The 26,634-nt window shown below is 38.3% G+C and carries 27 protein-coding genes; 17 read left to right on the forward strand and 10 right to left on the reverse strand.

Annotated elements, in window-relative coordinates; all coding sequences use genetic code 11:
* Positions 1–23 precede the first annotated feature (23 nt).
* Entirely contained in the window at positions 24–620 is a 597-nt protein-coding gene (locus P375_RS01245; RefSeq protein ID WP_245176407.1) for an opacity family porin, read from the reverse strand.
* A gap of 76 nt (positions 621–696) precedes the next feature.
* Entirely contained in the window at positions 697–1,209 is a 513-nt protein-coding gene (locus tag P375_RS01250) for a SprT family zinc-dependent metalloprotease (protein WP_039133425.1), read from the reverse strand.
* A gap of 186 nt (positions 1,210–1,395) precedes the next feature.
* Between P375_RS01250 and clpB the strand changes: the two genes are divergently transcribed.
* From clpB to P375_RS01280, 6 genes are all read left to right on the forward strand, one after another.
* The gene (gene clpB / locus P375_RS01255; RefSeq protein WP_039133428.1) at positions 1,396–3,969 is read left to right on the forward strand and encodes an ATP-dependent chaperone ClpB; all 2,574 of its coding nucleotides are present in this window, start codon (positions 1,396–1,398) and stop codon (positions 3,967–3,969) included.
* A gap of 286 nt (positions 3,970–4,255) precedes the next feature.
* Complete coding sequence (locus tag P375_RS01260; protein WP_209434794.1) at positions 4,256–4,879, forward strand: restriction endonuclease subunit S; 624 nt, start codon at positions 4,256–4,258, stop codon at positions 4,877–4,879.
* Positions 4,870–5,802: a site-specific integrase gene (locus P375_RS01265; RefSeq protein ID WP_039133430.1), complete on the forward strand. Its 933-nt coding sequence runs from the start codon at positions 4,870–4,872 to the stop codon at positions 5,800–5,802. Before P375_RS01260 ends, P375_RS01265 begins: the two co-directional genes overlap by 10 nt.
* A gap of 146 nt (positions 5,803–5,948) precedes the next feature.
* The gene (locus P375_RS01270) at positions 5,949–8,243 is read left to right on the forward strand and encodes a Tex family protein (RefSeq protein WP_039133432.1); all 2,295 of its coding nucleotides are present in this window, start codon (positions 5,949–5,951) and stop codon (positions 8,241–8,243) included.
* A 243-nt stretch (positions 8,244–8,486) separates the two neighbouring features.
* A complete protein-coding gene (gene yedE / locus P375_RS01275) occupies positions 8,487–9,548 on the forward strand; it encodes a YedE family putative selenium transporter (protein WP_039133434.1) in 1,062 nt (353 codons plus the stop codon).
* Between the two features lie 177 nt (positions 9,549–9,725).
* Positions 9,726–10,937, forward strand: a complete 1,212-nt coding sequence (locus tag P375_RS01280) for an MFS transporter (protein WP_039133436.1) — start codon at positions 9,726–9,728, stop codon at positions 10,935–10,937.
* A gap of 78 nt (positions 10,938–11,015) precedes the next feature.
* Here P375_RS01280 and P375_RS01285 read toward each other — a convergent pair whose 3' ends face one another.
* Both P375_RS01285 and asd read right to left on the reverse strand, forming a co-directional pair.
* Positions 11,016–11,648, reverse strand: a complete 633-nt coding sequence (locus P375_RS01285) for an FKBP-type peptidyl-prolyl cis-trans isomerase (RefSeq protein ID WP_039133438.1) — start codon at positions 11,646–11,648, stop codon at positions 11,016–11,018.
* 29 nt (positions 11,649–11,677) lie between these two features.
* Complete coding sequence (asd, locus tag P375_RS01290; RefSeq protein WP_039133441.1) at positions 11,678–12,562, reverse strand: archaetidylserine decarboxylase; 885 nt, start codon at positions 12,560–12,562, stop codon at positions 11,678–11,680.
* Between the two features lie 203 nt (positions 12,563–12,765).
* Between asd and yceD the strand changes: the two genes are divergently transcribed.
* The 8 genes from yceD to rarD all read left to right on the forward strand — a co-directional run bounded on the left by yceD (position 12,766) and on the right by rarD (position 19,088).
* Positions 12,766–13,293, forward strand: a complete 528-nt coding sequence (gene yceD, locus P375_RS01295; RefSeq protein WP_039133444.1) for a 23S rRNA accumulation protein YceD — start codon at positions 12,766–12,768, stop codon at positions 13,291–13,293.
* A gap of 15 nt (positions 13,294–13,308) precedes the next feature.
* The gene (rpmF, locus tag P375_RS01300; protein WP_013745784.1) at positions 13,309–13,473 is read left to right on the forward strand and encodes a 50S ribosomal protein L32; all 165 of its coding nucleotides are present in this window, start codon (positions 13,309–13,311) and stop codon (positions 13,471–13,473) included.
* Between the two features lie 45 nt (positions 13,474–13,518).
* Complete coding sequence (gene plsX / locus P375_RS01305) at positions 13,519–14,511, forward strand: phosphate acyltransferase PlsX (RefSeq protein WP_039133630.1); 993 nt, start codon at positions 13,519–13,521, stop codon at positions 14,509–14,511.
* A 316-nt stretch (positions 14,512–14,827) separates the two neighbouring features.
* Positions 14,828–15,778, forward strand: coding sequence for a beta-ketoacyl-ACP synthase III (locus P375_RS01310; RefSeq protein WP_039133447.1), 951 nt, complete (start codon positions 14,828–14,830; stop codon positions 15,776–15,778).
* A 28-nt stretch (positions 15,779–15,806) separates the two neighbouring features.
* A complete protein-coding gene (gene fabD / locus P375_RS01315; RefSeq protein WP_039133450.1) occupies positions 15,807–16,748 on the forward strand; it encodes an ACP S-malonyltransferase in 942 nt (313 codons plus the stop codon).
* Between the two features lie 15 nt (positions 16,749–16,763).
* The gene (gene fabG, locus P375_RS01320; RefSeq protein ID WP_156106929.1) at positions 16,764–17,492 is read left to right on the forward strand and encodes a 3-oxoacyl-ACP reductase FabG; all 729 of its coding nucleotides are present in this window, start codon (positions 16,764–16,766) and stop codon (positions 17,490–17,492) included.
* Between the two features lie 252 nt (positions 17,493–17,744).
* Positions 17,745–17,975: an acyl carrier protein gene (gene acpP / locus P375_RS01325; protein WP_013745789.1), complete on the forward strand. Its 231-nt coding sequence runs from the start codon at positions 17,745–17,747 to the stop codon at positions 17,973–17,975.
* A 210-nt stretch (positions 17,976–18,185) separates the two neighbouring features.
* Positions 18,186–19,088 carry an EamA family transporter RarD gene (gene rarD, locus P375_RS01330; protein WP_039133456.1) on the forward strand — a complete coding sequence of 301 codons (903 nt, stop codon included), beginning with the start codon at positions 18,186–18,188 and terminating at the stop codon, positions 19,086–19,088.
* 2 nt (positions 19,089–19,090) lie between these two features.
* Here the strand turns inward: rarD and P375_RS12515 are convergent, their stop codons facing one another.
* From P375_RS12515 to rplU, 5 genes are all read right to left on the reverse strand, one after another.
* Positions 19,091–19,231, reverse strand: a complete 141-nt coding sequence (locus P375_RS12515; RefSeq protein ID WP_021461129.1) for a hypothetical protein — start codon at positions 19,229–19,231, stop codon at positions 19,091–19,093.
* 88 nt (positions 19,232–19,319) lie between these two features.
* Positions 19,320–20,933: a phosphoenolpyruvate carboxykinase (ATP) gene (gene pckA, locus P375_RS01335; RefSeq protein WP_039133458.1), complete on the reverse strand. Its 1,614-nt coding sequence runs from the start codon at positions 20,931–20,933 to the stop codon at positions 19,320–19,322.
* A 112-nt stretch (positions 20,934–21,045) separates the two neighbouring features.
* Positions 21,046–21,903 (reverse strand): bifunctional DNA-formamidopyrimidine glycosylase/DNA-(apurinic or apyrimidinic site) lyase, encoded by an 858-nt coding sequence (mutM, locus tag P375_RS01340; RefSeq protein WP_039133633.1) that lies wholly within the window; start codon positions 21,901–21,903, stop codon positions 21,046–21,048.
* 91 nt (positions 21,904–21,994) lie between these two features.
* Complete coding sequence (gene rpmA, locus P375_RS01345; RefSeq protein ID WP_013745795.1) at positions 21,995–22,252, reverse strand: 50S ribosomal protein L27; 258 nt, start codon at positions 22,250–22,252, stop codon at positions 21,995–21,997.
* Positions 22,253–22,272: 20 nt separating this feature from the next.
* Positions 22,273–22,584 carry a 50S ribosomal protein L21 gene (rplU, locus tag P375_RS01350; RefSeq protein WP_039133462.1) on the reverse strand — a complete coding sequence of 104 codons (312 nt, stop codon included), beginning with the start codon at positions 22,582–22,584 and terminating at the stop codon, positions 22,273–22,275.
* Between the two features lie 253 nt (positions 22,585–22,837).
* On the opposite strand from rplU, the gene ispB reads away from it, so the two are divergent.
* Genes ispB through P375_RS01365 form a run of 3 tightly spaced genes read left to right on the forward strand, consistent with a single transcriptional unit; the run spans position 22,838 to position 25,039 of the window.
* Complete coding sequence (gene ispB, locus P375_RS01355) at positions 22,838–23,809, forward strand: octaprenyl diphosphate synthase (RefSeq protein WP_039133465.1); 972 nt, start codon at positions 22,838–22,840, stop codon at positions 23,807–23,809.
* 9 nt (positions 23,810–23,818) lie between these two features.
* Positions 23,819–24,535 (forward strand): epoxyqueuosine reductase QueH, encoded by a 717-nt coding sequence (locus tag P375_RS01360; RefSeq protein ID WP_039133468.1) that lies wholly within the window; start codon positions 23,819–23,821, stop codon positions 24,533–24,535.
* Between the two features lie 24 nt (positions 24,536–24,559).
* The gene (locus P375_RS01365; RefSeq protein WP_039133471.1) at positions 24,560–25,039 is read left to right on the forward strand and encodes a hypothetical protein; all 480 of its coding nucleotides are present in this window, start codon (positions 24,560–24,562) and stop codon (positions 25,037–25,039) included.
* Between the two features lie 56 nt (positions 25,040–25,095).
* Here the strand turns inward: P375_RS01365 and P375_RS01370 are convergent, their stop codons facing one another.
* Positions 25,096–26,535 carry a DNA recombination protein RmuC gene (locus tag P375_RS01370; RefSeq protein ID WP_039133475.1) on the reverse strand — a complete coding sequence of 480 codons (1,440 nt, stop codon included), beginning with the start codon at positions 26,533–26,535 and terminating at the stop codon, positions 25,096–25,098.
* Positions 26,536–26,634 lie beyond the last annotated feature (99 nt).

A 26,634-nucleotide genomic window follows, 5' to 3' on the forward strand; every position in this document is an offset into this window, starting at 1 on the left:
TGGGAGAAATTAAAAAAGCTCAATTAGAAAGTATATCTTAAACCAGCTTTCATTCCGTATTGTTTAAGTTTTACATCATCTTCCTTACCAAGGATATTATATTCTGCCGCAACATCCACTGCTAAATTCGGCATTAAATCATAAGAGGCACCAACTACTGCACCATAACCCAATTTTGTAGAGCTTTCACTTGCATCTTTTTCTACTTGATTATAAGTCCCACCATTATTCTGTTTGTATACAGAACTACTTGACGATTTCACTTTATTACTTGCTACGCGAACACCAACATATGGCTTGATATTAGATTGTAAATCGATGTCATACAACGCAGAAAAACCGACACCATGAATTTTAAACTCATCCTTACCCTCAGTATATCCATCCGCGTCGTACAATCTATAATGATCATTAATATTGCCATAATGGGAATAGTCCAATGCCAAACGAATATCACCTAATTTATAACCTATCGCCACACTAGGTGTAGCTTTACTTTTATTAAGATTTCCATCTTCTAAACCGGATGTCTTAATCTTGGAATAACCCAAATTACCTTGTACATACCATTCTGCTTGAGCTGTTGAAGCTAAAACTAACGTACCAAGTGCTACAACCAATAATTTTTTCATTTTTGCCTCCATTTGATGTTTCAGTTGCCCTCTCTTTCACTGCCACGACAACCAATAATAACAGTTAAGAAAGAGTAACGAAGTGTAACTGCTTTTTGCACTTTTTACAAAAATATTGTATGCCTTGCTGCTGAATTTTTTGATGACGGCGTGCCGTCAAATGGTGCGTTTGACAAGCACATTGATAAGGAAAAGTTTGCCCCTGAACACTTTTTATCTCAAATTGATGTCTGGTTTCTGCTGGTACACCAAACACATTTTGCATCACATCCTGCCACTCCCTACCGTGCGGTTTCACTCTTCCAAATTGTTGATAAACCAATAAATGCGCCAATTCGTGTGGCACAACTTGCTCAATAAAACGTTGGCCATTTTCCAATAATAAAATCGGATTTAAACGGATTTCCCACTGCTGTAAATAAGCCACTCCTGCTTTTACACCACGCAATTTATAACTAATATTCGGTCGCACAAAGCTACAATTAAAGTGGCTTTCAGCCAATAACAAACATTGTGTTAATTTACAGTTTACTTGAAGATTAAGGTGTCGAAGTTGTTGTTTTTGTTGCTGTTCCATTATCACCTTTTCATTCTTGTTAAAAAGTGAATGATATTAATCTATCCCCTATCTTTTTCAACAATAATAATGTGCTTTCTTTTATATTCAATTTTTTGCATATATTTTTTATTTTCCTCTTGAAACAATTTAAAACGTACCCATTTTATCTCCCGTGAATGACGAAACATCGTCTAGGAGGATTATATGAATTTTGAAAAATTAACAACCAAATTCCAACAGGCATTGGCTGAAGCACAATCTTTAGCGTTAGGCAAAGATCAGCAATATATTGAGCCGGTGCATTTAATGAGCGCATTATTGAATCAAGAAGGTGGTTCCGTTGCGCCGTTGCTTACTGCTTCCGGTGTTAATGTTGCTCAATTACGCCAAGCAATTAGCCAAGAGATCGATCGTTTACCTCAAGTTTCGGGTAACGGTGGTGATGTCCAGCTTTCGCCGGCATTAGCCAGAATGTTGAATTTATGTGATAAATTTGCGCAACAACGCAATGATAAATTTATCTCATCTGAACTTTTCGTATTAGCCGCTTTGGAAAGTTCCGACAAACTAAGTGATGTATTGAAGAAAAGCGGTTTAACCAGACAAAATTTATTAGCGAGTATTGATAAAATGCGTGGTGGCGAAAACGTCAATGATGCCGGTGCGGAAGAAACCCGTCAGGCATTACAAAAATATACTATTGATTTAACCGCAAGGGCAGAAAGCGGTAAATTGGATCCGGTTATCGGTCGTGATGATGAAATCCGCCGTACCATCCAGGTGTTGCAACGTCGTACCAAAAATAATCCGGTGTTAATCGGTGAACCAGGGGTTGGTAAGACTGCTATCGTTGAAGGTTTGGCACAACGTATCGTTAATGGGGAAGTACCTGAAGGATTACGACATAAACGTGTACTCTCTTTGGATATGGGAGCATTAATTGCTGGTGCAAAATATCGTGGTGAATTTGAGGAACGCTTAAAAGCAGTACTAAATGAAATCGCAAAAGAAGAAGGTCGAATTATCCTATTTATTGATGAAATTCACACTATGGTCGGTGCTGGTAAAACAGACGGTGCAATGGATGCCGGTAACTTGTTGAAACCATCATTGGCACGTGGTGAATTACACTGCGTCGGTGCGACAACATTGGATGAATATCGTCAATATATTGAAAAAGATGCAGCATTAGAACGCCGTTTCCAAAAAGTGTTGGTTGATGAACCAAGCGTGGAAGATACCATCGCCATCTTGCGTGGTTTGAAAGAGCGTTATGAAATTCACCACCACGTACAAATTACCGACCCGGCGATTGTAGCGGCAGCAACACTTTCTCATCGTTATATTTCGGATCGTCAGCTTCCGGATAAAGCGATTGACTTAATTGATGAAGCGGCTTCAAGCATTCGTATGGAAATCGATTCAAAACCACAACCATTAGATAAATTGGAACGCCGTATTATTCAATTAAAACTTGAACAACAAGCGTTACAAAAAGAAGAAGACGATGCTAGCCGTAAACGCCTTGAAATGTTAGAAAAAGAGTTGGCAGAAAAAGAGAAAGAGTATTCTGAACTTGAAGAAGTTTGGAAGAGCGAAAAAGCTGCACTTTCCGGCGCACAACATATCAAAGCTGAATTAGATAATGCCAAAACTAAAATGGAACAGGCTTATCGTGCCGGTGATATTGCGAAAATGTCTGAATTGAAATACAGCACCATTCCAGCGTTGGAAAAACAATTAGAACAGGCTGAAAATGCAGAAGGCAAAGAAATGAGTCTATTGCGTTATCGTGTTACCGATGAAGAAATCGCTGAAGTGCTTTCTCGTGCGACCGGTATTCCTGTTGCTAAAATGATGGAAGGTGAAAAAGAAAAATTATTGAGAATGGAAGATGAGTTACATAAACGCGTTATTGGACAGAACGAAGCAGTTGAGGCAGTAGCAAACGCTATTCGTCGTAGTCGTGCTGGATTATCCGATCCAAATCGTCCAATTGGTTCATTCCTATTCTTAGGACCAACTGGTGTTGGTAAAACCGAATTGTGTAAAACATTGGCAAATTTCCTATTCGACAGTGAAGATGCAATGATCAGAATCGATATGTCAGAATTTATGGAAAAACATTCCGTTTCTCGTTTGGTCGGTGCACCTCCAGGATATGTTGGTTACGAAGAAGGTGGTTATTTAACCGAAGCTGTTCGCCGTCGTCCATATTCTGTCGTTTTACTTGATGAAGTAGAAAAAGCACACCGTGACGTCTTCAATATTTTATTGCAGGTACTTGATGACGGACGTTTAACTGATGGTCAAGGTCGTACAGTTGATTTTCGCAACACTGTGGTAATTATGACTTCCAACTTGGGTTCAGATTTAATTCAATCTCAGGCTGGTGATCTTAGTTATGGCGAAATGAAAGAATTGGTAATGTCTGTGGTTGGACAACACTTCCGCCCAGAATTTATTAATCGTATTGATGAAACTGTGGTCTTCCACCCACTTGCTAAAGAAAATATTCGTGCGATTGCATCAATTCAGTTGCAACGTTTAATCAACCGTATGAAAGAACGTGGTTATTTATTACATTTTAGTGAACAGGCACTAGATTACTTAGGTCAAGTTGGTTATGACCCAATATATGGCGCAAGACCATTAAAACGGGCAATCCAAAATCTTGTAGAAAATCCACTTGCCCAACAAATCTTATCAGGTGAACTATTGCCAGATAAGACTATTGAAATCAACTTTGTTGATGGAAAAATGGAAGCTAAACAATAATACATAAATCCCTCCTTTTAACCGCTATCCGCAAGATAGCGGTCTGAGTCCGATCAAAGATCGGACTTTTATTTTCTATGAATCGTGTCAAAGTTGCCCAGACTCACTTACTGAAATCACTATATCCTACTCACCCACAAAGTTGTCTTGATATTTGCAAATACCAGCGTGTTGCTAGCTAGCATCTTCGTAACATATGAAGCTGAAGACCACTTCGATCATTTACGATTGGTTGAATACGTTAAGATACGCCAGCAGTTGGAAATTTTTTTGAATTAAGTCTGTTATGCTAAAAAAAGTGCAAGCTGGGGCGGTGGCGGAAATTTATGATGGAACACACCAAACACCTAATTATAAAAAGTCAGGGATAATGTTTTTAAGTGTTGAAAATATTGAAACTATGATTTCTGATAAGTTTATATCAGAAGATGACTTTAAGAGAGAGTTTAAAACATATCCTACTCGCGGTGATGTTTTAATGACAAGAATAGGTGATATAGGAACAATTAATATAGTCAATACAAATCAAAGACTTGCTTATTATGTAAGTCTAGCTTTACTAAAGTCTAAATTAGTTTTATCTGAATATCTAAAGCCATTAATAGAAAGCGATCTAATTCAAAAAGAACTTTGGAAAAGAACGCTACACGTTGCACTTCCTAAAAAAACCAATAAAGGTGAAATTGAAGAAATTCCTATTATTCATCCCACCCTCCCCGAACAACAAAAAATCGGTGCACTTTTCAGACGGCTAGATCGGCTCATTACTCTTCATAAGCGTAAGTTATTAGAAAAATATAATAAAAATAATACAAAATTCTTGCAAAATGTAACTCATCAACAAAGTGTTCTTAAATTGTGTTGTATAACTTTTAACCCAATAATAGAGAGGACATCATTATGCAATTAACTAATCAAGAACTTTTTCACCGCTATTTCAAACGTTGGATCAGTATTTATAAAGAAGGTGCGATCCGTCCCGTAACCCTCGCTAAATACCAAATGAGCCACACTTGGTTGATTCGCCTCGCTCCCAAATTACGGCTGTGCGATCTCAACCGCATTAGCTATCAACAACTGCTCAATGACTACGCCAACAACCACGAGCGGCAAACTGTGATGGATTTTCATCATCAAATTAAAGGGGCAATTTTAGATGCGGTTGATGAAGGATTAGTTATTCGTGATCCTACACGTAAAGCAATTATTAAAGGCAAAATTCCACGCGAGAAAAAACCGAAATATCTCAGCCAATATGAATTACAAACCCTTATTCATCAGCTTAATTTAAGTGAAAAATTAAGTTTTGACTGGCTGATTTTATTGATTGCCAAAACAGGATTGCGTTTTTCAGAAGCCCTTGCGGTTACGCCAAAAGATTTTGATTTTGCACGGCAAACACTGACAATAAATAAAACTTGGGACTACAAAAACGAAGGCGGTTTTTTGCCCACTAAAAATCGCTCTTCCATTCGCAAGGTTCAGTTGGATTGGCAAACCATCATTCAATTTGCACAATTAATTCGCCATTGTCCGGAAAATATTCCGATTTTTCTGCCTAACTACGAAAAAGTTTATAACTCTACAATTAATGATCTCATTGAACGTTATTGTAAAAAAGCAGCGATTCCGATTATTACGGTACACGGATTACGCCACACCCACGCTTCACTACTGCTTTTTGCCGGCGTTTCTATCGCCAGTGTGGCAAGACGATTAGGACACGCCAGCATCACTACCACACAAAAAACCTATCTGCACATTATTCACGAACTAGAAAATAAAGATGTGGATTTGGTGATGCGATCGCTGTCGAGTTTGAATATAGGATAAATACAAAGTTAATCAAAATAACTCATAGAACAATACATTATGTATTCTTCTGTGAATTGCAACATAAATATGCTTATCCTCTTCCCATTTCCAACCATCACCGCCTATAATTGGGCGGTGATTTTTTACTAAAGAATGAAAAAGTGATGTTAAACCAAACTATTAGCCAAATTATTGCGGATGAGCTAAATGTTCAAAGCAGACAAATTCTTGCCGCCATCAATTTATTGGATGAGGGCAACACCATTCCTTTTATTGCGCGTTATCGTAAAGAGGTAACCGGTGGCTTGGATGACACCCAATTACGCCATTTTGAAAGCCGTTTAACTTATTTACGTGAGCTGGACGACCGTCGTCAAACTATTCTTAAATCTATTGAAGAACAGGGGAAATTAACTGATGACTTACGCCAAGCTATCGAACAGACGCAAAGTAAAACTGAATTAGAAGATCTTTATCTTCCTTATAAACCTAAACGCCGCACTCGTGGGCAAATTGCAATTGAAGCAGGGCTTGAACCCTTGGCAGAATTATTATGGAATGAACCGCAATATCATCCTGAAAACGAGGCGGAAAAATATATTGATGACACTAAAGGCATTACTGATGTGAAATCAGCTTTGGACGGGGCTAGATATATTTTAATGGAACGTTTTGCAGAGGATGCACAACTGTTAGCAAAAGTACGTCATTATCTCAGTAATAATGCAGAGTTGGTATCAACAGTTATTACTGGAAAAGAAAAAGAAGGTGAGAAATTCCAAGATTATTTTGATCATCGTGAATTATTGAAAAATGTGCCTTCTCATCGTGCATTGGCTATGTTGCGTGGTCGTAACGAAGGCATTCTAACTTTATCGTTGAATGCTGACCCGATGCAGGAAGAGGGTAATTATAGTTATTGCGAAGACATTATTCGTACCCATTTAAATGTTCAGTTTAACGGACAGCCTGCTGATAGTTGGCGACAACAGGTTATTGCTTGGACGTGGAAAATTAAAGTTGCACTTCATTTGGAAACTGAATTAATGTCCGCTCTACGTGAGCGTGCTGAAGAAGAAGCAATTAATGTTTTTGCAAAGAACTTATCCGCTCTATTAATGGCTGCTCCCGCAGGTGCGAAAACTACAATGGGGTTGGATCCCGGTTTACGAACCGGTGTAAAAGTGGCTGTAATTGATAATACCGGGAAATTGTTAGATACCACTGCGATTTATCCACATACAGGACAAGAGAGCCAAGCAGCAGCATCGCTTTATCAGCTTGGTAAAAAATATAATGTTGAATTGATTGCTATAGGTAATGGAACTGCTTCTCGAGAAACAGAACGTTTTGTTGAAACATTATTAAAAGCAAAACCAGATTGGAAAGCACAAAAAGTGATTGTCAGTGAAGCCGGTGCTTCTGTCTATTCCGCCTCTGAATTCGCTGCACAAGAATTTCCTCAACTTGATGTCTCTTTACGCGGAGCAGTTTCAATCGCTCGCCGTTTACAAGATCCGTTAGCTGAATTAGTAAAAATTGAACCAAAAGCGATTGGTGTCGGTCAATATCAACACGATGTTAATCAAACACAATTGGCCCGTAAACTTGATGCTGTTGTAGAGGATTGTGTGAATGCTGTTGGTGTTGATCTCAATACTGCTTCTTCCCCACTACTAGCTCGAGTTGCGGGAATGAGCAAAACATTAGCACAAAATATTATTAATTATCGTAATGAAAACGGACGTTTTTCCAATCGAGAACAATTAAAGAACGTGCCTCGTCTAGGGCCGAAAGCCTTTGAGCAATGTGCTGGATTTATGCGCATTATCGATGGGAATAATCCGCTTGATGCTTCTAGCGTTCATCCAGAAGCCTACCCTATCGTTGAGAAAATTTTGCAAGCAACAAATTCATCTTTAGGAGAATTAATGGGTAACTCCTCTGTATTACATCAATTAAGTGCGACACAATTCACTGATGAGCTCTTTGGTTTACCAACTGTAACCGATATTTTAAAAGAATTGGAAAAGCCGGGACGTGATCCTCGTGGTGAATTTAAAACCGCAACTTTCTTAGAAGGAGTAGAACAAATTAGCGATCTCAAACCGGGAATGGTCTTAGAAGGAACCGTTACCAATGTTACCAACTTTGGGGCATTCGTAGATATTGGTGTCCATCAAGATGGCTTAGTGCATATTTCTTCTTTAAGCGATAAATTCGTTGAAGATCCGCATAATGTAGTAAAAACTGGCGATATTGTTAAAGTTAAAGTATTGGAGATTGACGTAGATCGCAAACGTATTGCTTTGACAATGCGTTTAGATGAGCAAACAAACCGTTCTCATACAACGCATAAAAGCAGTATACCCCAATCAACTGCAAAACGCCGTCATTCACCATCTGTTTCAACAATGGGCAACGCCTTTGCTAATGCCTTGAAAAATTGGAAGAAATAATCATCTGGAACATAACCTTGTCCGAAAAGATAAGGTTATGTTTCTCCTAGCTAGTTAAATTTTCTTTGACGCACTTCAAATTTTTAAATTCCCTCGCTTTACCCATTACCCAATTCCCTTATAATTCTTGCGTCTTTAACCTTGGTTAAGACAATTAAAATTTAATTTTAGTTATTTTGATCTCGACAACTGTTGTCCTCCCCAAAATAACGTCCATTTTTCTGATATCACAAGGGTCTAATTATGAAAATTTTCACTTGGCCTGTGGTTGCAGGTGCTGCACTTGGTATCATTGCTCCACTTCTAACCTATGAAGGCAATCCCGGCAATATGGGGTTCTGCGCTGCTTGTTTCTTACGAGATACATCCGGTGCTTTAGGGCTTCATCGTTCCGCTCCTCTTCAATATATCCGTCCGGAACTTATCGGCTTGATTTTCGGTGCGCTAATCAGTGCATTTTTTGCCAAAGAGTTCAAACCTCGAGCTAGCTCCGCACCAATCACTCGAATTTTGCTCGGTTTTTTCGCTATGCTTGGTGCATTGATTTTCCTAGGCTGTCCGTGGCGAGCATTTCTACGTTTAGGCGGCGGCGATTTAACCGCAGTTGCCGGCATTGCCGGACTTATTGCAGGTATTGTTGGTGGGATTTTCTTTGCTAATCGAGGATTCTCTTTAGGCAAAGTTAGCGAACAAAGCAAATCTTCTGCTATTATTCCAATCCTATTTGTTGTCGCCTTGTTTATTTTCTTAATCACTGAATTTAAATTTGGCGAGAATCTTCCTATTTTCTTCTCTGAAAAAGGTCCAGCCGCCCAACACGCCAATCTTTGGCTATCACTTGGTGGTGGTGTAATTATCGGCATTGTAATGCAAAAATCCCGTTTCTGTTCTGTCGGCGCATTCCGTAATTTTATTCTGTTCCGCGACAGTCATTTATTAAACGGCGTTTTGGCACTTATTCTCTTCACGGTTATTACCAATGTGATTTTGGGGCAATTCCATCTCGGTTTTGATAAACAACCGATAGCGCATAATGATGTTATTTGGAATTTCCTTGCAATGGCATTATGTGGTCTCTGTTTCTCCTTAGGCGGCGGTTGCCCGGGTAAACAGTTGATACATATCGGCGAAGGTGATAATGATTCAGCTCTGTTCATTCTCGGAATGTTACTCGGTGCTGCAGCTGCTCACAATTTCTCCCTTGCAGCTTCCGGTGCCGGTGTCAGCCAATTTACACCGTATGTGGTGATCATCGGGTTTATCTTCTGCATTTATGTCGGTTTAAGTAACCGCATTAAAGTCTAATTAAAAAAGTACGATGTTTCTAAAAACATCGTACTCTATTTTTCACTATATTATTTAGCACTAACCATTGAATCGCACCTCAAATAATCCTAAAATTAGGCAATTTTTGCCCTGTGAGGCAGGAAGCTATTATTCTAGTTTTAATGATGTTGCCAGTGAGCAACAAAAGGACGATTTATGATACAAAAAGTTAATGCCTATGGCTGGAAAGCCTTGCTTGGTTCTGCCGTCGGTTATGCTATGGACGGTTTTGATCTTCTTATTTTGGGCTTTATGCTCACCGCTATTTCCTCCGATCTACTTCTCACTCCAGCACAAGCCGGTTCATTAGTCACTTGGACACTTATTGGCGCTGTCGCTGGTGGTATTATTTTCGGCGCATTGAGTGACCGCTATGGACGTATTCGAGTTTTAACGTGGACAATCGTGTTATTTGCAGTTTTTACCGGTCTATGTGCCTTTGCTCAAGGTTATTGGGATTTATTGATTTATCGTACTATTGCCGGCATTGGTTTAGGTGGTGAGTTTGGTATCGGGATGGCATTGGCAGCAGAAGCGTGGCCGGCTCGTCATCGAGCTAAAGCCTCAGCTTACGTGGCACTAGGCTGGCAAGTTGGCGTATTAGCAGCCGCCCTGCTAACTCCGCTATTATTACCCTATATAGGTTGGCGCGGAATGTTTTTAGTCGGTATCATCCCTGCTTTTGTGGCGTGGTATTTACGTTCACACCTGCACGAACCGGAAATTTTTGTACAAAAACAAAACCCACAAACACAAACCTCTTTATTCACATCGTTCAAGCAATTAATTAAAGACAAAGCAACCACTAAGGTAAGTTTAGGCGTGGTTGTACTGACTTCCGTACAGAATTTCGGCTATTACGGCATAATGATTTGGCTACCGAATTACCTTTCCAAACAGCTAGGTTTCAGTTTAACAAAATCCGGTTTATGGACAGCTGCTACTATTATCGGAATGATGTTCGGCATTTGGTTATTCGGACAATTAGCGGATCGTATCGGACGCAAGCCAAGCTTTCTATTATTCCAGCTTGGTGCCATTATCAGCGTTGTACTTTATTCCCAACTCACCACACCGGAATTAATGTTAATCGTCGGTGCATTTTTAGGAATGTTCGTGAACGGAATGATGGGCGGATACGGCGCATTGATGTCTGAAGCCTACCCGACAAAAGCGCGTGCAACCGCACAAAATGTGCTGTTCAATTTAGGTCGTGCCGTCGGCGGCTTCGGTCCGGTGGTAGTCGGTGCCTTGGTTGCCGCCTACTCATTTAAATTCGCTATCGCTTTCTTAGCATTAATCTATTTTATCGATATGCTCGCCACGTTATTCCTTATTCCGGAATTGAAAGGGAAAGTGTTGGAATAAAATATGAATAACGAAATAGATTAATAGAATAGAAAAGCTACACCCTCAAGTGTAGCTTTTTTGATAGAACTAAATTAATTAAAGCACATCCAATAACTCAACTTCAAACACCAAGGTACTAAATGGTGGAATTGATGCGCCTGCGCCACGTTCGCCGTAAGCAAGGTGGTGAGGAATCACTAAACGCCATTTTGAACCGACAGGCATCATACTTAATGCTTCGATCCAGCCTGCGATAACACCGTTTACCGGGAATTCTGCCGGTTGTCCACGTTGTACTGAGCTATCGAAAACGGTGCCGTCAATTAAAGAACCGGTGTAGTGAACACGCACTTTATCGGTTTTTGCCGGGATTTTACCTTCGCCTTTGGTTAAAATTTGATATTGCAAACCGCTTTCCGTTTCAACAACATCCGGATGTTGGCGATTTTCAGCAAGGAATGCTTTACCTGCTTCTTCAATTTCTTTGAATAACACTTTTTGTTTTTCTTCAACACGTTGATGAAGTTCTTGCAATGCAGAGCTGATTTGTTGTTGATCTAATGCTGCTTCATTTTGATTTAATGCATCAAAAATCCCTTTCGCTACAGCAACTTCATCAATATCTAACTGACTTGAAATTAATTGTTGTCCGATTTGCAAACCGATACCGTAGCTGCCTTTTGCCTCTACGCTTTCTAAACTGACTTGATCAAAAAATTGTTTCGACATAATGTTTCCTTTATTGTTGTGGTAAATGATTATTCTACTTTTCGTGCAAGCAACTCACCGACTTTTACGGCAGTATCTTGATGTAAATATTGCGCTAATTCTACTTGATCCGGCGCGAACAAATTAATAACAGTTGATCCCAAGCGAAATGCCCCCATCTCTGCGCCTTTTTCCAAAGTAACGGCGCCGCTTTCCCCTTTTTCCGGATAAGACCAAGATTTAATCTCTCCCGGACGCGGTGGATTGATAACACCTGCCCAAACCGTGCTGATACTTGCGGTAATGGTTGCACCGACTAAAATTTGCACCATCGGACCGAATTCAGTATCAAAAAGGCAAATAACGCGTTCATTGCGTGAAAACAGATGCGGAATATGTTCCGCTAAAAATGGATTCACAGAATAAAGCTCACCCGGCACATAAATCATTTGGCGTAATGTGCCTGTACACGGCATATGCACGCGGTGATAATCTCGTGGTGAAAGATAGGTAGTGATAAATTGTCCATTTTTGAACAATTCACTCATTTTGTCATCACCTGCCAATAGATCGGTTAAGCTAAAATAGTGCCCTTTCGCTTGAATAAGACGATCCTGCTCGATCTTGCCAAGTTGGCTCACTCTTCCGTCCGCCGGCAAACATAACGCTTTCGGATCTTGATTGATCGGTCTTGCACCTTCTTTTAGCGGTCGAATAAAAAATTGATTAAATGAAGCATAATCTTTAGCATCGGAAAACTGCGCTTCATCCATATTAATACGATATTTTTTAGCAAAAAGACGAATTATCGTATGTGTCACCGCTCCCCATTGTTTTTCTGCTAACCAGCCGGCAGCACGTGTTATCGCCAACTGCGGCAATAAATAATGAAAGGCGACTTTTAATTTATCAAAGTAGGTGATCGTCTTGTTCAATTTGCTTCCCTCTTAAATAGAAAATAAATATAACTCCGTTATTCGGTAAATAGCGGATTATAACAAGTTGGGTCTATTCTGCAATTTTCAAGCAAAGATGTTTATTTTTTCAACTTGAATATATAGCTTTTAATCACAAAAACTAAGAAAAAATCTGTATTTCCTTTGACTATTGTTGTATCTAACGTTAATATTTGCACCCTATGAAAAAGGTAAAACTACCCTTAACCGTTGATCCGGTTAAATCTGCACAAAGACGTTTGAATTATGAGGGTTATTATTCTCGTAATCAGCTCGTGCGTTTGGCGGAAGCGGTTAATCAAGTGCTGAGTGATGTTGAGGCGGAGTTAAGCTTTACAATTGATCCGCAAAAATTAGTTGTAATGCAGGGCAAAGCGGAGGTTGATGTAATGTTGATATGTCAACGCTGCGGACAACCGTTTCCTTATCATCTATCTTGCACTTTTAGTTACAGTCCAGTGTCTAATTTGGATCAGGCTGATGTGTTACCTGAAATTTATGAACCAATCGAACTAAACGATTTTGGGGAAATAGATTTATTGGCAGTGATTGAGGATGAACTTCTCCTTTCACTTCCGTTGGTTCCAATGCATGAACCAGAACACTGTGAAGTGTCCGAGGACGAACAGGTTTTTGGTGAATTGCCTGAAGAGTTGGCAAAGAAACCGAACCCGTTCGCTGTGTTAGCTAGTTTAAAGAAGCAAAAATAGTTAGGAGTATAGCCAATGGCTGTTCAACAGAATAAAAAATCTCGTTCAAGACGTGATATGCGTCGATCTCACGATGCGTTAACTACTGCTGCGGTTTCTATCGATAAAGAAACTGGTGCGACTCATTTACGCCATCACGTTACTGCTGATGGTTATTACCGTGGTCGTAAAATCAAATAATTTTCGTCTAAAGGTAATACATTGAGTCTAACCATTGCGTTAGATATGATGGGCGGGGACTTTGGTCCCCGTATCACTGTCCCAGCCGCAATTCAAGTGTTGGAAGAACATCCAACGCTTCGTTTTTTGTTTTTTGGTGATCATAACGCCATCCAACAATATCTTCCTCAAATTGATAAATCGCTTTCACAACGTATTATTGTTCATCATTGCGATCGTCAAATTTTTTCAGACACCTCCATTACTCAAGCATTACGCTATAGCAAAGGCACTTCACTGCGGTTGGCAATCGAAGCCGTGCAAAAAAATAGTGCTGCTGCTTGCGTTAGTGCCGGTAATACCGGTGCATTAATGGGGTTATCAAAGATTTTGATTCAACCTATTCCGGGAATCCAACGTCCGGCATTAGTTTCATTATTACCAACAATGAACGGTCGCCATACTGTGATGTTGGATTTAGGTGCTAATATTGAAACCAATGCTGAACAGCTATATCAATTTGCTAGAATGGGGGCAATTTTTGCAGAAAATATGTTGGATCTGGTTTATCCACGCGTTTCATTGCTAAATATAGGCATTGAGGCAATCAAAGGCTTGCCTGCAATTCGTGAAGCAGCTACTTTGCTTGAGAAAGACATTAACATTAATTACATCGGTTTTATTGAGGGTGATCAGCTGCTTAACCACTATGCTGATGTGATCGTATCAGATGGGTTTAACGGTAACATTGCCTTGAAAACACTGGAAGGTACGGCTAAAAATATTATTCAGCTATTGAAACAGAATCAATCCACTCATCCAATATGGTGTGCAAGTTGGTTTAAACAGATTCTTCGCCATATGCTGAAAGAAAAATATCAGCAATTACAATCTTTCAACCCAGATAAACATAGCGGTGCGTCATTATTAGGCTTACAGTCTGTTATTGTAAAAAGCCACGGAAGTTCAAACAGTAATGCTTTTGCTACAGCAATTAAACACGCTATTACCCAAGTAAACAAAAATATTCCGGAAAAAATACTCAACGAATTACATTAAACGTTAACAAAACTTTTGATTATCTATAAAAGTGCGATAATATTTCCAACGATTTTAATCAGATAGTTTAAGTGCAGGAACAGCGAGGATAGCAGATAAACAGCATCATTATCAAGCAAGGTTTCGTTGGGGCAAAAATCGCAGCTATAGCGTATTAACTTATACTGATAAGTAATTATATTATCAAGATCACGAAGCCTGTTTATTACTAATTCACTCAATTTTCTTGTAAATTGTGAACCGGTTTTTGATTAAAAATATATTGGTGTAACACATTATGATTATGCCACTTTTCAAACAATAAAATGAGATAACTATGTATAGCAGAATATTAGCGACAGGTAGTTACCTTCCGCAAAAAATTAGAACAAATGCTGATTTAGAAAAAATGGTTGACACTTCTGATGAATGGATCACAACTCGTTCCGGTATCAAAGAACGCCGTATTGCAGCAGAAGACGAAACCGTTGCTACTATGGGGGCAAATGCAGCAAAGCAGGCATTACAAACAGCAAATATTGATCCACAAGAGATTGATCTGATCGTAGTAGGAACAACTACAAACTCACACTCATACCCAAGTGCGGCTTGTCAGATCCAAGGTATTCTCGGCATTAAAGATGCTATTGCTTTCGATGTTGCGGCAGCTTGCACTGGTTTTATTTACTCATTAAGCATAGCAGATCAGTTTGTGCGTAATAATCAGGTAAAAAAAGCTTTAGTTATCGGTGCAGATTTAAATTCTCGTCATCTCGATGAAACTGATCGCAGCACTGTCGTCCTGTTTGGTGATGGTGCTGGTGCCGTTATTTTGGAAGCAAGTGAAAATGAAGGCGTTATCTCAACTCATCTACACGCTTCCTCTGATATGGATGGAATGTTAACCTTATCACAGACTCAACATCACGATGAAAAATCCGGCTATATCTCTATGCAAGGTAATGCCACATTCAAATTAGCAGTAAGCCAACTATCCAATGTAGTTGAAGAAACACTAAGTTCTCATCATCTTGATAAGAAAGATATTGATTGGTTGGTTCCTCATCAAGCCAATTTACGCATTATTAGCGCTACCGCAAAAAAATTAGATATGGATATGTCTCAAGTTGTGATAACGCTTGATCGCTATGCTAATACTAGTGCCGCAACTGTGCCAACAGCACTAGACGAAGCGATTCGCGATGGTCGTATCAAGCGAGGACAACTATTATTATTAGAAGCATTCGGTGGTGGCTGGACTTGGGGTTCTGCATTAGTCCGTTATTAAGTTTTTATAATTACAAAAAGGTTATTAAATGAAAAAATTTGCAATGGTTTTCCCTGGACAGGGTTCTCAATCTGTAGGAATGTTAGCCGAATTGGCTACACAATATCCGGTAGTGGAAGAAACATTTAAACAAGCTTCAGAGGTGTTAGATTACGATCTTTGGGAATTAGTACAGCAAGGCCCAGCTGAAGAACTGAATAAAACTTGGCAGACTCAGCCGGCACTATTAGCTGCCTCAGTCGCTATTTTCCGTGTATGGCAACAACAATATCCGGATTTACAACCCACAGTAATGGCAGGACACAGTTTAGGAGAATATTCTGCTTTAGTTTGCGCTGGAGTGATTGATTTTCAAGATGCGATCAAATTAGTGCAATTACGCGGTAAATTGATGCAACAAGCTGTGCCTGAAGGAACTGGAGCAATGTATGCCATTATCGGTTTAGATAATGAAAAAATTATTTCTGCTTGCCAACAAGCCGCTGAGGGAGAAGTAGTTTCCGCTGTAAACTTTAATTCTCCGGGACAAGTAGTGATTGCAGGCAATAAAGCTGCTGTTGAACGTGCAGCAACTTTATGCAAAGAAACTGGAGCTAAACGAGCATTACCGTTAGCGGTAAGCGTACCTTCACACTGTGCATTAATGAAGCCAGCAGCAGATCAATTAGCTGTAGCATTGGAATCTATCTCATTTAAGCAGCCTCAAATTGCCGTGATTAATAATGTTGATGTAAAAGCAGAAAATGATCCTAATGCAATTCGTCACGCATTGGTACGCCAACTTTATAATCCTGTGCGTTGGACTGAAACCGTAGAAAAAATGGATCAGCAAGGTATTGAAATTGCATTTGAAATCGGACCAAATAAAGTTCTTACTGGATTAAATAAACGTATTAGTGCCAATATTCAATCCTATGCCGTCAATGATACTACTTCCCTTACCGAAGTGGAAAACTTAAAAAATGCATAAAAAATGAAAGGAGAAATTATGCAGAAAATAGCTTTAGTAACAGGCGCTAGCCGAGGAATCGGGAAAGCAATAGCTGAAGAGTTAGTCAGCAAAGGGTTTACCGTTATTGGTACCGCAACCAGTGAAAAAGGTGCTGACGCTATTTCCGACTATTTAGGAAAGAATGGGAAAGGATTGGTATTAAATGTTACCTCTTTAGAATCTATCAACGCATTATTAGATCAAGTTAAGCAACAGTTCGGTGAAATAGATGTTCTCGTCAATAATGCTGGCATTACCCGTGATAATCTAATGATGCGAATGAAAGAAGAAGATTGGGATATTATTTTGCAAACTAATTTAAGTTCCGTTTTCCATCTCTCAAAAGCTGTTTTACGCAGTATGATGAAAAAACGCTTCGGTCGTATTATTAGTATCGGTTCTGTTGTCGGCTCAATGGGAAATCCTGGGCAAGCCAACTATTGTGCGGCTAAAGCCGGTATCATCGGCTTCTCTAAAGCCTTATCAAAAGAAGTTGCTTCTCGTGGCATTACAGTGAATGTTGTAGCACCAGGTTTTATTGCTACCGATATGACGGATGCACTTACCGAAGAACAAAAAGCAGCAACGTTAGCACAAGTGCCAGCAGGTCGTTTAGGTGATCCGAAGGATATTGCTAAAGCAGTTGCTTTCTTAGCTTCTGATGATGCGAGTTATATTACCGGCGAAACATTACATGTAAACGGTGGTATGTATATGAATTAACCTGCTGTTATACTTTTGTAACAGCAAAACATATTCCGGCAATACGATATATTAGGTTAAACAAAAAGCATAGCAATCAAGTTCGCTTAATGTTAGAATTGCCATTGAGTATGTAACTTTGGTCAATGTATGCATACAGATTTTGACCTTCTTGTTAGAGGTAAAGTTAGACCTTTAATTTAGCAGTTGCAACTTAATTTATTATGCATACAATTTCTCCTTTTGCAGAACAAATAAATAGGGAATTAACAAATGAGTATTGAAGAACGCGTAAAAAAAATTATTGTTGAACAATTAGGCGTTAAAGAAGAAGAAGTGAAACCAGAAGCATCTTTTGTTGAAGATTTAGGTGCTGATTCTTTAGATACTGTTGAATTAGTAATGGCTTTAGAAGAAGAATTTGATATCGAAATTCCTGATGAAGAAGCTGAAAAAATTACTACGGTTCAATCTGCTATCGATTACGTTCAAAGCAACCAATAATTTCAGTAGAGTTTTTGATGAAAAAGGATTATCTCTTTGAGGTAATCCTTTTTGTTATATTAAGATTTTTAGTTTGATTTAAAGAAGAATTGATAATAACACATACAAATCGTATCAGTCTTTCCAACTCTTTCATCTTTAAATTTGCTTGATAAATTGCTAAATTTGAGAACAGTTGTCGTATAACAACTAATCACTAAGGAGATGTTAATGAACCCATTAATTATCGGAATTATGCTTTGCATTTTATCTCAAATCCTATTTAGCTCCTTGTTTTTATTCAGCTATGCAATGCAGCCACTTTCCGGTGTCTCTATCTTTGCCTTGCGTATTGTTGTTACTTTTTTCGGATTCTGGTTATTAACACTTTTAAGTTCAAATCGGAAAGAAATCTTACCATTTATTTTGCAAAAACTTGGTTCCTCATTCAAAAACTGGGTAATTATGTTAATAGGTACTGCTATTTTGGCAAGCCAGCTATGCTTATTTATGTGGGCTCCGATTAACGGGGAAGGATTAAATGTTGCAATAGGTTACTTCTTATTTCCATTAATGATGGTTTTTTTCGGGAAATTAATTTGGAAAGAACAACTGACGAAATTGCAACTACTTGCCTTAATACTTGCTGTCTGCGGAATTTTAAATCAGCTTTACCATACTCACGCCTTTTCTTGGACAACATTATGGGTAGTTTTGCTTTATCCTCCTTATTATCTCTCAAGAAGAATTCTTAATATTCCTGCGTTGCTTGGGCTGACTTTTGATTTAACCTTAATTGCACCTTTTGCGTTGTTCTATCTATTGCCACAACAAGAGATTTGGCAATTAATATCTTCCGAATCTCGTTATTGGTTATTGCTGCCATTATTAGGTGCTGTAAGCGCCTTATCTATGACATTTAATATTCGTTCCAGTGCTATTTTGCCAATGAAGTTATTCGGCTTGTTGAGTTATATTGAGCCTTCACTTTTATTTATTCTTTCGATAACAATCTTAGGAACCGTAATGCCGACAGAAGCCTATATTAGTTATGGACTTATCTGGAGCGCATTATTAGTATTGGCTATTAATGGCTTTATCGCTCCAGTTAAGACTAAACTAAAAACAGTATAAAATTACTCTTGTTCCTTCAAGAAACGAATTCTATGACGAGCTTGAATATATTGTTTACGTTTTTGAATTCGCTTTAATAACATCAAGCGACGAATTCTTAATGTTTTGAAATTTTTAAGTGAACTTCTTCTAACTCGGCGCATTTTATCTCCTCCTGTACTAAAATACTTTCATAAAAAAACACCTTACCATTATGGCAAGGTGTTTTCCTTATTTCATCATTTAATTAAATTATTTTTTTGGACCTGCTGCAACAAGTGCTTTACCTGCTTCATTACCAGTATATTTCACAAAGTTCTTAGTGAAACGATCTGCTAAATCATCAGCACGTTTTTCCCATTCACCTTTTTCTGCATAAGTATCACGAGGATCTAAGATTGCAGGGTTTACGCCAGGTAATTCAGTTGGAACTTCAAAGTTGAACACTGGAATTGTTTTTGTTGGTGCTTTATCAATAGAACCATCAAGAATCGCATTGATAATACCACGAGTATCTTTAATAGAGATACGTTTACCAGAACCGTTCCAACCTGTGTTAACCAAGTATGCTTTCGCACCATTAGCTTCCATTTTCTTCACTAACTCTTCTGCATATTTAGTTGGGTGTAAACTTAAGAATGCAGCACCGAAACAAGCAGAGAATGTAGGAGTTGGTTCTGTAACACCACGTTCTGTACCAGCTAATTTTGCAGTAAAGCCTGACAAGAAGTAGTATTTAGTTTGTTCAGGAGTCAAGATAGATACTGGCGGCAATACACCGAATGCATCAGCTGACAAGAAGATTACTTTATTTGCCGGGCCAGCTTTTGAAACTGGTTTAACAATATTTTCAATGTGATAAATTGGATAAGAAACACGAGTATTTTCTGTTACGCTCTTATCTGCGAAATCAATTTTACCGTTTGCATCAACAGTGACGTTTTCTAACAATGCATCGCGACGGATTGCATTATAAATATCAGGCTCATTTTCTTTAGAAAGGTTGATAACTTTAGCATAGCAACCACCTTCAAAGTTAAAGATACCATCATCATCCCAACCGTGTTCATCATCACCGATTAATAAGCGGTTCGGATCAGTTGATAATGTAGTTTTACCTGTTCCTGATAAACCGAAGAAGATAGCCGTTTCTTTACCATCTTTGCTGGTGTTTGCGGAACAGTGCATTGACGCCATTCCTCTTAATGGAAGCAAGTAGTTCATATAAGAGAACATACCTTTCTTCATTTCACCGCCATACCAAGTATTCAAAATAACTTGTACTTTTTCAGTCAAGTTGAATACAACTGCAGTTTCAGAATTTAAACCTAATTCTTTGTAGTTTTCTACTTTCGCTTTAGATGCGTTCATAATAACAAAATCAGGTTCACCGAAGTTTGCTAACTCTTCTTTAGTTGGACGAATGAACATATTGGTTACAAAGTGAGCCTGCCATGCAACTTCCATTACAAAACGTAATTTTAAGCGTGAGCTTTCATTTGCACCACAGAACGCATCAACAACAAATAGACGTTTACCACTTAATTCATCTGTTGCCAATTTTTTGATAGTTTTCCAAGCTTCAGGAGTAACAGGCTTGTTATCATTTTTGTATTCGTCTGATGTCCACCAAATAGTGTCTTTTGTTGTATCATCTTTTACGAAGAATTTGTCTTTTGGAGAACGACCGGTGTAAACACCTGTCATTACATTAACTGCGCCAAGCTCAGTCACTTGACCTTTTTCATAACCTTGTAAATCTGCTTTGGTTTCTTCTGCAAATAATTGTTCATAACTTGGGTTATGAATAATTTCAGCAACATTGTGAATACCAATTGAATCTAGATAGGCTTTTAAGTCTGACATAATATTTTCCTTCAAATTGAATATAAAAAAATCATACTTTGTATTCTAATCCTTTTTCGAAAAAAAAAACGTTATCTAGATCAAATTTCCGTGATTCACTCCCTCAAGATAGTTATTTTTTTTTGATTTTTTCAATTTTTGTTGAGTTTTTAGAGATTCGGACTGGCTGACAAATAGGGCAATAAAAACTACTGCGTTGTCCGATAGTTACCATTTCAATCAAATGTCCGCAGGTTGGGCAATTTTCCCCCTTTCTGCCATAAACATTGAGTGATTGTTGGAAATATCCAGGGCGACCATCTGGCTGGATAAAATCTTGCAATGTTGTGCCACCCTGTTTAATCGCTTGCTGTAATGTCTGTTTAATATTAGCTACTAAGCGTTCACAATCTTCTTTACTCAAAGAACTAACCGGATCATTAGGATAAATTCCACAATTAAACAACACTTCATTGGCATAAATATTACCAACACCGACAACCACGGCATTATTCATCAACCAAGATTTCACTGCCGTATGCCGGTTACGACTCTTCTGATAAAGATACTCGCCATTAAACTCTTCACTCAACGGTTCAGGTGCCAATTTTGAAAATAAAGAGAAATGCTGTATTGAATCCACCCATAGCCAAGCACCAAATTTACGTGGATCGTTATAACGCAGAATTTTTCCATTCGACAGAATCATATCAATATGATCGTGTTTATCTATCTCATCTTTTGCTGTTACAATTCTTAACGATCCTGACATTCCTAAATGCACAATGATATATCCACACTCCAATTGAAAAATTAGGTATTTTGCACGACGTTGCACATCCAAAATTTCTTCATTCTCAATTTGATAAAGCTCTTTACTGACAATCCAACGTAATTTTTCTGTTCTAATAATCAACTTAACAATTCGTTGATGTTTGGTATAAGGCTGAATCCCCTTTCTCGTAGTTTCAACTTCCGGTAATTCAGGCATCTTTAGCACTCCAATATCAAAATCTACAAATAAAAAAACTGCACCCTTTTTAGGGTGCAGTTTATAAACTCTCATTAAACTGATAAGCAAATTATTCAGTGACAATACTTACGTATTTGCGACCCTTGTCACCTTTCACTTCAAACTTCACTTTACCATCAGCTGTTGCAAATAAAGTGTGGTCACGTCCCATACCAACGTTATTACCTGCGTGGAATTTAGTACCACGTTGACGAACAATGATATTGCCTGCTAATACAGACTCGCCACCGAAGCGTTTAACACCAAGGCGTTTAGCTTCAGAATCACGACCGTTACGAGTTGAACCACCAGCTTTTTTAGTTGCCATCTACTTGATCTCCTCTGAAATTATGCTTGAATCCCAGTGATTTTCACTTCTGTGAACCACTGACGATGACCTTGTTGCTTACGGCTGTGTTTACGACGACGGAACTTAACGATTTTAACTTTTTCGCCACGACCGTGTGCTACAACTTCAGCCACTACTTTCGCACCAGTAACAACCGGAGCGCCGATTTTAACATCTTCACCATTAACGACCATCAACACTGAATCAAATTCAACTGATTCACCCGTTGCCACTTCAAGTTTTTCTAAACGAATAACTTGACCTTCGCTTACTCTGTGTTGCTTGCCGCCACTTTGGAAAACCGCGTACATAGAAGAAAACTCCGCTAAATAAAATAGTACCATCAAATCAAACTCGAAAGTTATCTAACTTGGCACTTGTAAAATTCACATAATAGGTGGCGGATTTTACGGAAAAAAAAACAAAATAGCAAGCACGGATTTTAAACAAAATAAAAAATCTGCTTAATTTCACAGTTTAATTTTAGAAATTAAATTTTTAAGGTAGAATTGGGAACTCATTAATAGTATTAACAATTCTTGCACAACAATTATGAAGGGAAGTATGGATTTAAACGAAATTCAAGCGCTGTCTGCTAAGGATATGCAAGCTGTCAACGCAATGATTTCACAACAATTACAATCTGATGTGGCTTTAATTAATCAACTTAGCTTCTATATTATTAACGGCGGCGGCAAACGTATTCGACCATTAATTGCTGTGTTAGTAGCTAATGCATTGAATTATCAAGGTAATCGGCATATTACCTGTGCAACATTTATTGAGTTTATCCATACGGCTACTTTATTACATGATGATGTTGTTGATGAGTCAACTTTGCGCCGTGGTAAAGATACTGCAAATGCTATTTTCGGCAATGCTGCCAGTGTTTTAGTCGGTGACTTTATCTATACTCGTGCATTTCAATTAATGGCTCGTTTAGGTTCATTGCCTGTTATGCAAGTAATGTCGGATGCAGTGAATGTTATTGCTGCTGGTGAAGTGTTGCAATTAATGAACTGTAACGATCCTGATACTACTGAACAGAGCTATATGCAGGTTATTTACAGTAAAACCGCACGTCTCTTTGAAGTTGCAGCTGAATGTTCGGCACTATTATCCGAAGCAACTGAAGAACAAGTACGAGCAATGAAATTATATGGTCGTTATTTAGGAACAGCATTCCAACTGATTGATGACGTATTGGATTATTGTGCTGATGTGGATAAATTAGGTAAAAACCTTGGCGATGATTTGGAAGAAGGCAAGCCAACATTGCCGCTACTTCACGCTATGCAACACGCCAGCGAAAATGAACGACAATTAATTCGCTCCATTATTGAACACGGTCACGGGCGTAAATATCTTACTAAAATTCAGTCAATGATGGATAAATATAAATCTCTTACCTATACGATAGAAAAAGCAAAACAGGAAGCCCAAAAAGCAATTGATGCACTCTCTGTTATTGATGATAGCCTATATAAAGAAGCATTAATTTCTCTTGCAAAAATTTCTGTAGAACGTAATTATTAAGAAAACAATATGTCAGATATTCAACAAATACCTCCTATTTCTAGAGGGAGAAAAAAGAAAATTACTAAAGATCCGAATGCCCCCTTTGTTCGTCCAAAATTAACTTTGCCTGACGGACATAACAAACTATTGCTCCACTCCTGCTGTGCACCTTGTTCAGGTGAGGTAATGGAGGCTTTACTTGCTTCGGAAATCGATTTCACTATCTATTTTTATAATCCTAATATTCATCCTCAAAAAGAGTATTTAATTCGCAAAGAAGAAAATATTCGGTTTGCTGAAAAATATAACATCCCATTTATTGATGCTGATTATGATCGTGCTGAATGGTTTGAACGGGCAAAAGGGATGGAAGATGAGCCAGAACGTGGCATTCGTTGCACAATGTGCTTTGATATGCGCTTTGAAAAAGCGGCTCAATATGCACACGAACACGGTTTTCCTGTGTTTACCAGCAGCCTCGGCATTTCTCGTTGGAAAGATATGAATCAAATTAACGGCTGCGGTCATCGTGCTGCTGAAAAATATGATGATGTCATTTATTGGGATTATAACTGGCGTAAAGGTGGAGGTTCTCAACGAATGATTGAAATTAGTAAACGTGAGAAATTTTATCAACAAGAGTATTGCGGTTGTGTTTACTCTTTGCGTGATACTAATAAGTGGCGTGAATCTCAAGGCAGAGCTAAAATTGAGATCGGCAAACTTTATTATTCTGCAGATTAATTTTTATTTAATAAGGACATATTTATGAAACAGTTAAAAAATTTTCTATTAATTGCTCTATTTTCTCTCTTTTTAGCCGCTTGTGGCGATAAAACTGCTGATATGAAAGCAGATGTTGATTTGCTTCAACAAACATTGAATACTGTGTTAAAACAGGAAAGCGGTTCTGCATTAATCCAGCAATTGGAATCAGCTCAAACTGCTGAGGATAAAACCAAAGCATATGCAGCAATTATTGATAATTACAAAATGGTAGTGAAATCTATCAGTGAACTCAAAATCAAAACCGAAGAAGCAAAAAAAGTACAAGCACAATATGATGCCGGTTTAAAATCTTTTATTGATTTAATGCAACAATCTTCCGATTATGTTACTCAACAACCTACACCGGAACAAATTAAGGCTTATACCGAACTTCAAGCCAAGACCACACAATCACTTACCGATGCTGAAAAAGCACTTGCCGATTTAAAAGCTCAAATTGAAACCACACAAAAGAAATAAATTTAAAAAAAATCACATTAAAAAAGCGATCTTCGGATCGCTTTTTTATCGCATAACTACGCCTCAACAATCACATTTAAGCGTTCTATTTCAACATCAGCTGTTAATGGTTCCATTTGTGGCAGCTGTTTACTGGCTTTATTGGAAAGTGTCTGAAAACGCTCTACTTTGCCATATAAACCACGTTGTCCAGAAAGCGAAGTAACTGAATCATTATATTGTTTAACCACGCTATTTAAGCCATTACCTAATTTTTGTAGTCGCTCCGCCACTACACAAACTTGGTTATAAATATCTCCCGCTTTTTCACTGATTTCTCGAGCCTCACGATTTCCTTTTTCAATGCGCCATAAGCTAGCAACAGTGCGTAAAATCGGCATTAATGTAGTATATGACACTAAAATAACATTTTTTTCATAAGCATTATTAAACAATGTCGGATCTTGTTTTAATGCTTCGATATATGCCGGTTCAATCGGAATAAACATCAACACAAAATCGGGACTTTGAATACCCTCTAAATGACTATAATCCTTTTCCGATAACGATTTGATATGCTGTCTAATAGCTTGAATATGTTCTTTTAAATGTAATTGAATTTTAGCTTCATCAGTAGCAGAAACCGCTTGTTCATAAGCCACTAGTGACACTTTACAATCAATCACGATATGCTTGTTATCAGGCAATTTAATTAAAAAGTCAGGATAGCGATGATTACCCTCATTATCTTTAAAATGAGCTTGGGCAACATACTGCTCATCCGCTACTAAGCCAGCAGATTGCAAAGCATTTTCCAACTGCACTTCACCCCAGTTTCCCAATGTTTTTTTCTGCCCTTTCAATGCTGTTGTCAAATTATTTGCCTCTTTCGACATATTTAATCCAATTTCCAACACCTTTTTAAGTTCTGCTTCCAAACTGGCATTCCCTTTTACCGTTTCAGAATGCACTTCATTAACACGTTTTTGAAAGCCCTCAATCTGCTCTTTAAATGGTTTTAATAAATTATCCAACGCTACTTGATTGGATTGTGAAAAACTACGACTTTTCTCTTCCAAGATCTGATTGGCAAGCTGTTGAAACTCTAACGTTAATTGTTTTTTATTATTTTCTAACAACTGCTGTTGTTCAGCAAAATGCGTCTCTTTTTCCGCTAAACTGGTGCGTAATGCTGTTAATTGTTGCGATAATTGCATAATTTGTTGTTGCGCCGATACATTTAGCTGTTCCAGTTCTTGGTGTTGTCGATTTTTCTCCTGTAGCAACGACTCAATTCCCTGTTTTTCCGTTTGGCTACGGATTTTTTCTTGTAACGCCAATTGATATTGCTCTGTTAATGACTCTGATTTCTGCAACAGCGCATTATACTGTTCCACCGTTTGTGCTTGTTGCTGTTGTAACGTCTGCAATGATTTTTGTTTCTGCAAATTCAATAAGATAAACACAACACAAGTCAAAGCTAATAACAACATAACAATATAAAGTACAAAATCCATAACTTCTCCTCAAAAAACAAATTGACTGATTCAGTATAACAAATGCTGATCTGAAATCCCGTAATCATTACAATATTAGCCAAACTGAATATAGGAATC

The sequence above is a fragment of the Gallibacterium genomosp. 2 genome, from assembly GCF_000771895.1.
Lineage (GTDB): Bacteria > Pseudomonadota > Gammaproteobacteria > Enterobacterales > Pasteurellaceae > Gallibacterium.

Coding starts and splice junctions, on each gene's coding strand:
- yedE (WP_039133434.1), top strand. CDS start 8,487: ATGAAAATTTTCACTTGGCCTGTGGTTGCAGGTGCTGCACTTGGTATC.
- pckA (WP_039133458.1), bottom strand. CDS start 20,933: ATGTCAGACTTAAAAGCCTATCTAGATTCAATTGGTATTCACAATGTT.
- rpmF (WP_013745784.1), top strand. CDS start 13,309: ATGGCTGTTCAACAGAATAAAAAATCTCGTTCAAGACGTGATATGCGT.
- P375_RS01360 (WP_039133468.1), top strand. CDS start 23,819: ATGTCAGATATTCAACAAATACCTCCTATTTCTAGAGGGAGAAAAAAG.
- rpmA (WP_013745795.1), bottom strand. CDS start 22,252: ATGGCAACTAAAAAAGCTGGTGGTTCAACTCGTAACGGTCGTGATTCT.
- P375_RS01370 (WP_039133475.1), bottom strand. CDS start 26,535: ATGGATTTTGTACTTTATATTGTTATGTTGTTATTAGCTTTGACTTGT.
- P375_RS01250 (WP_039133425.1), bottom strand. CDS start 1,209: ATGGAACAGCAACAAAAACAACAACTTCGACACCTTAATCTTCAAGTA.
- fabD (WP_039133450.1), top strand. CDS start 15,807: ATGAAAAAATTTGCAATGGTTTTCCCTGGACAGGGTTCTCAATCTGTA.
- P375_RS01265 (WP_039133430.1), top strand. CDS start 4,870: ATGCAATTAACTAATCAAGAACTTTTTCACCGCTATTTCAAACGTTGG.
- P375_RS01280 (WP_039133436.1), top strand. CDS start 9,726: ATGATACAAAAAGTTAATGCCTATGGCTGGAAAGCCTTGCTTGGTTCT.
- plsX (WP_039133630.1), top strand. CDS start 13,519: ATGATGGGCGGGGACTTTGGTCCCCGTATCACTGTCCCAGCCGCAATT.
- P375_RS01310 (WP_039133447.1), top strand. CDS start 14,828: ATGTATAGCAGAATATTAGCGACAGGTAGTTACCTTCCGCAAAAAATT.
- rarD (WP_039133456.1), top strand. CDS start 18,186: ATGAACCCATTAATTATCGGAATTATGCTTTGCATTTTATCTCAAATC.
- ispB (WP_039133465.1), top strand. CDS start 22,838: ATGGATTTAAACGAAATTCAAGCGCTGTCTGCTAAGGATATGCAAGCT.
- yceD (WP_039133444.1), top strand. CDS start 12,766: ATGAAAAAGGTAAAACTACCCTTAACCGTTGATCCGGTTAAATCTGCA.
- P375_RS12515 (WP_021461129.1), bottom strand. CDS start 19,231: ATGCGCCGAGTTAGAAGAAGTTCACTTAAAAATTTCAAAACATTAAGA.
- mutM (WP_039133633.1), bottom strand. CDS start 21,903: ATGCCTGAATTACCGGAAGTTGAAACTACGAGAAAGGGGATTCAGCCT.
- P375_RS01260 (WP_209434794.1), top strand. CDS start 4,256: ATGCTAAAAAAAGTGCAAGCTGGGGCGGTGGCGGAAATTTATGATGGA.
- acpP (WP_013745789.1), top strand. CDS start 17,745: ATGAGTATTGAAGAACGCGTAAAAAAAATTATTGTTGAACAATTAGGC.
- P375_RS01270 (WP_039133432.1), top strand. CDS start 5,949: ATGTTAAACCAAACTATTAGCCAAATTATTGCGGATGAGCTAAATGTT.
- clpB (WP_039133428.1), top strand. CDS start 1,396: ATGAATTTTGAAAAATTAACAACCAAATTCCAACAGGCATTGGCTGAA.
- P375_RS01365 (WP_039133471.1), top strand. CDS start 24,560: ATGAAACAGTTAAAAAATTTTCTATTAATTGCTCTATTTTCTCTCTTT.
- P375_RS01285 (WP_039133438.1), bottom strand. CDS start 11,648: ATGTCGAAACAATTTTTTGATCAAGTCAGTTTAGAAAGCGTAGAGGCA.
- rplU (WP_039133462.1), bottom strand. CDS start 22,584: ATGTACGCGGTTTTCCAAAGTGGCGGCAAGCAACACAGAGTAAGCGAA.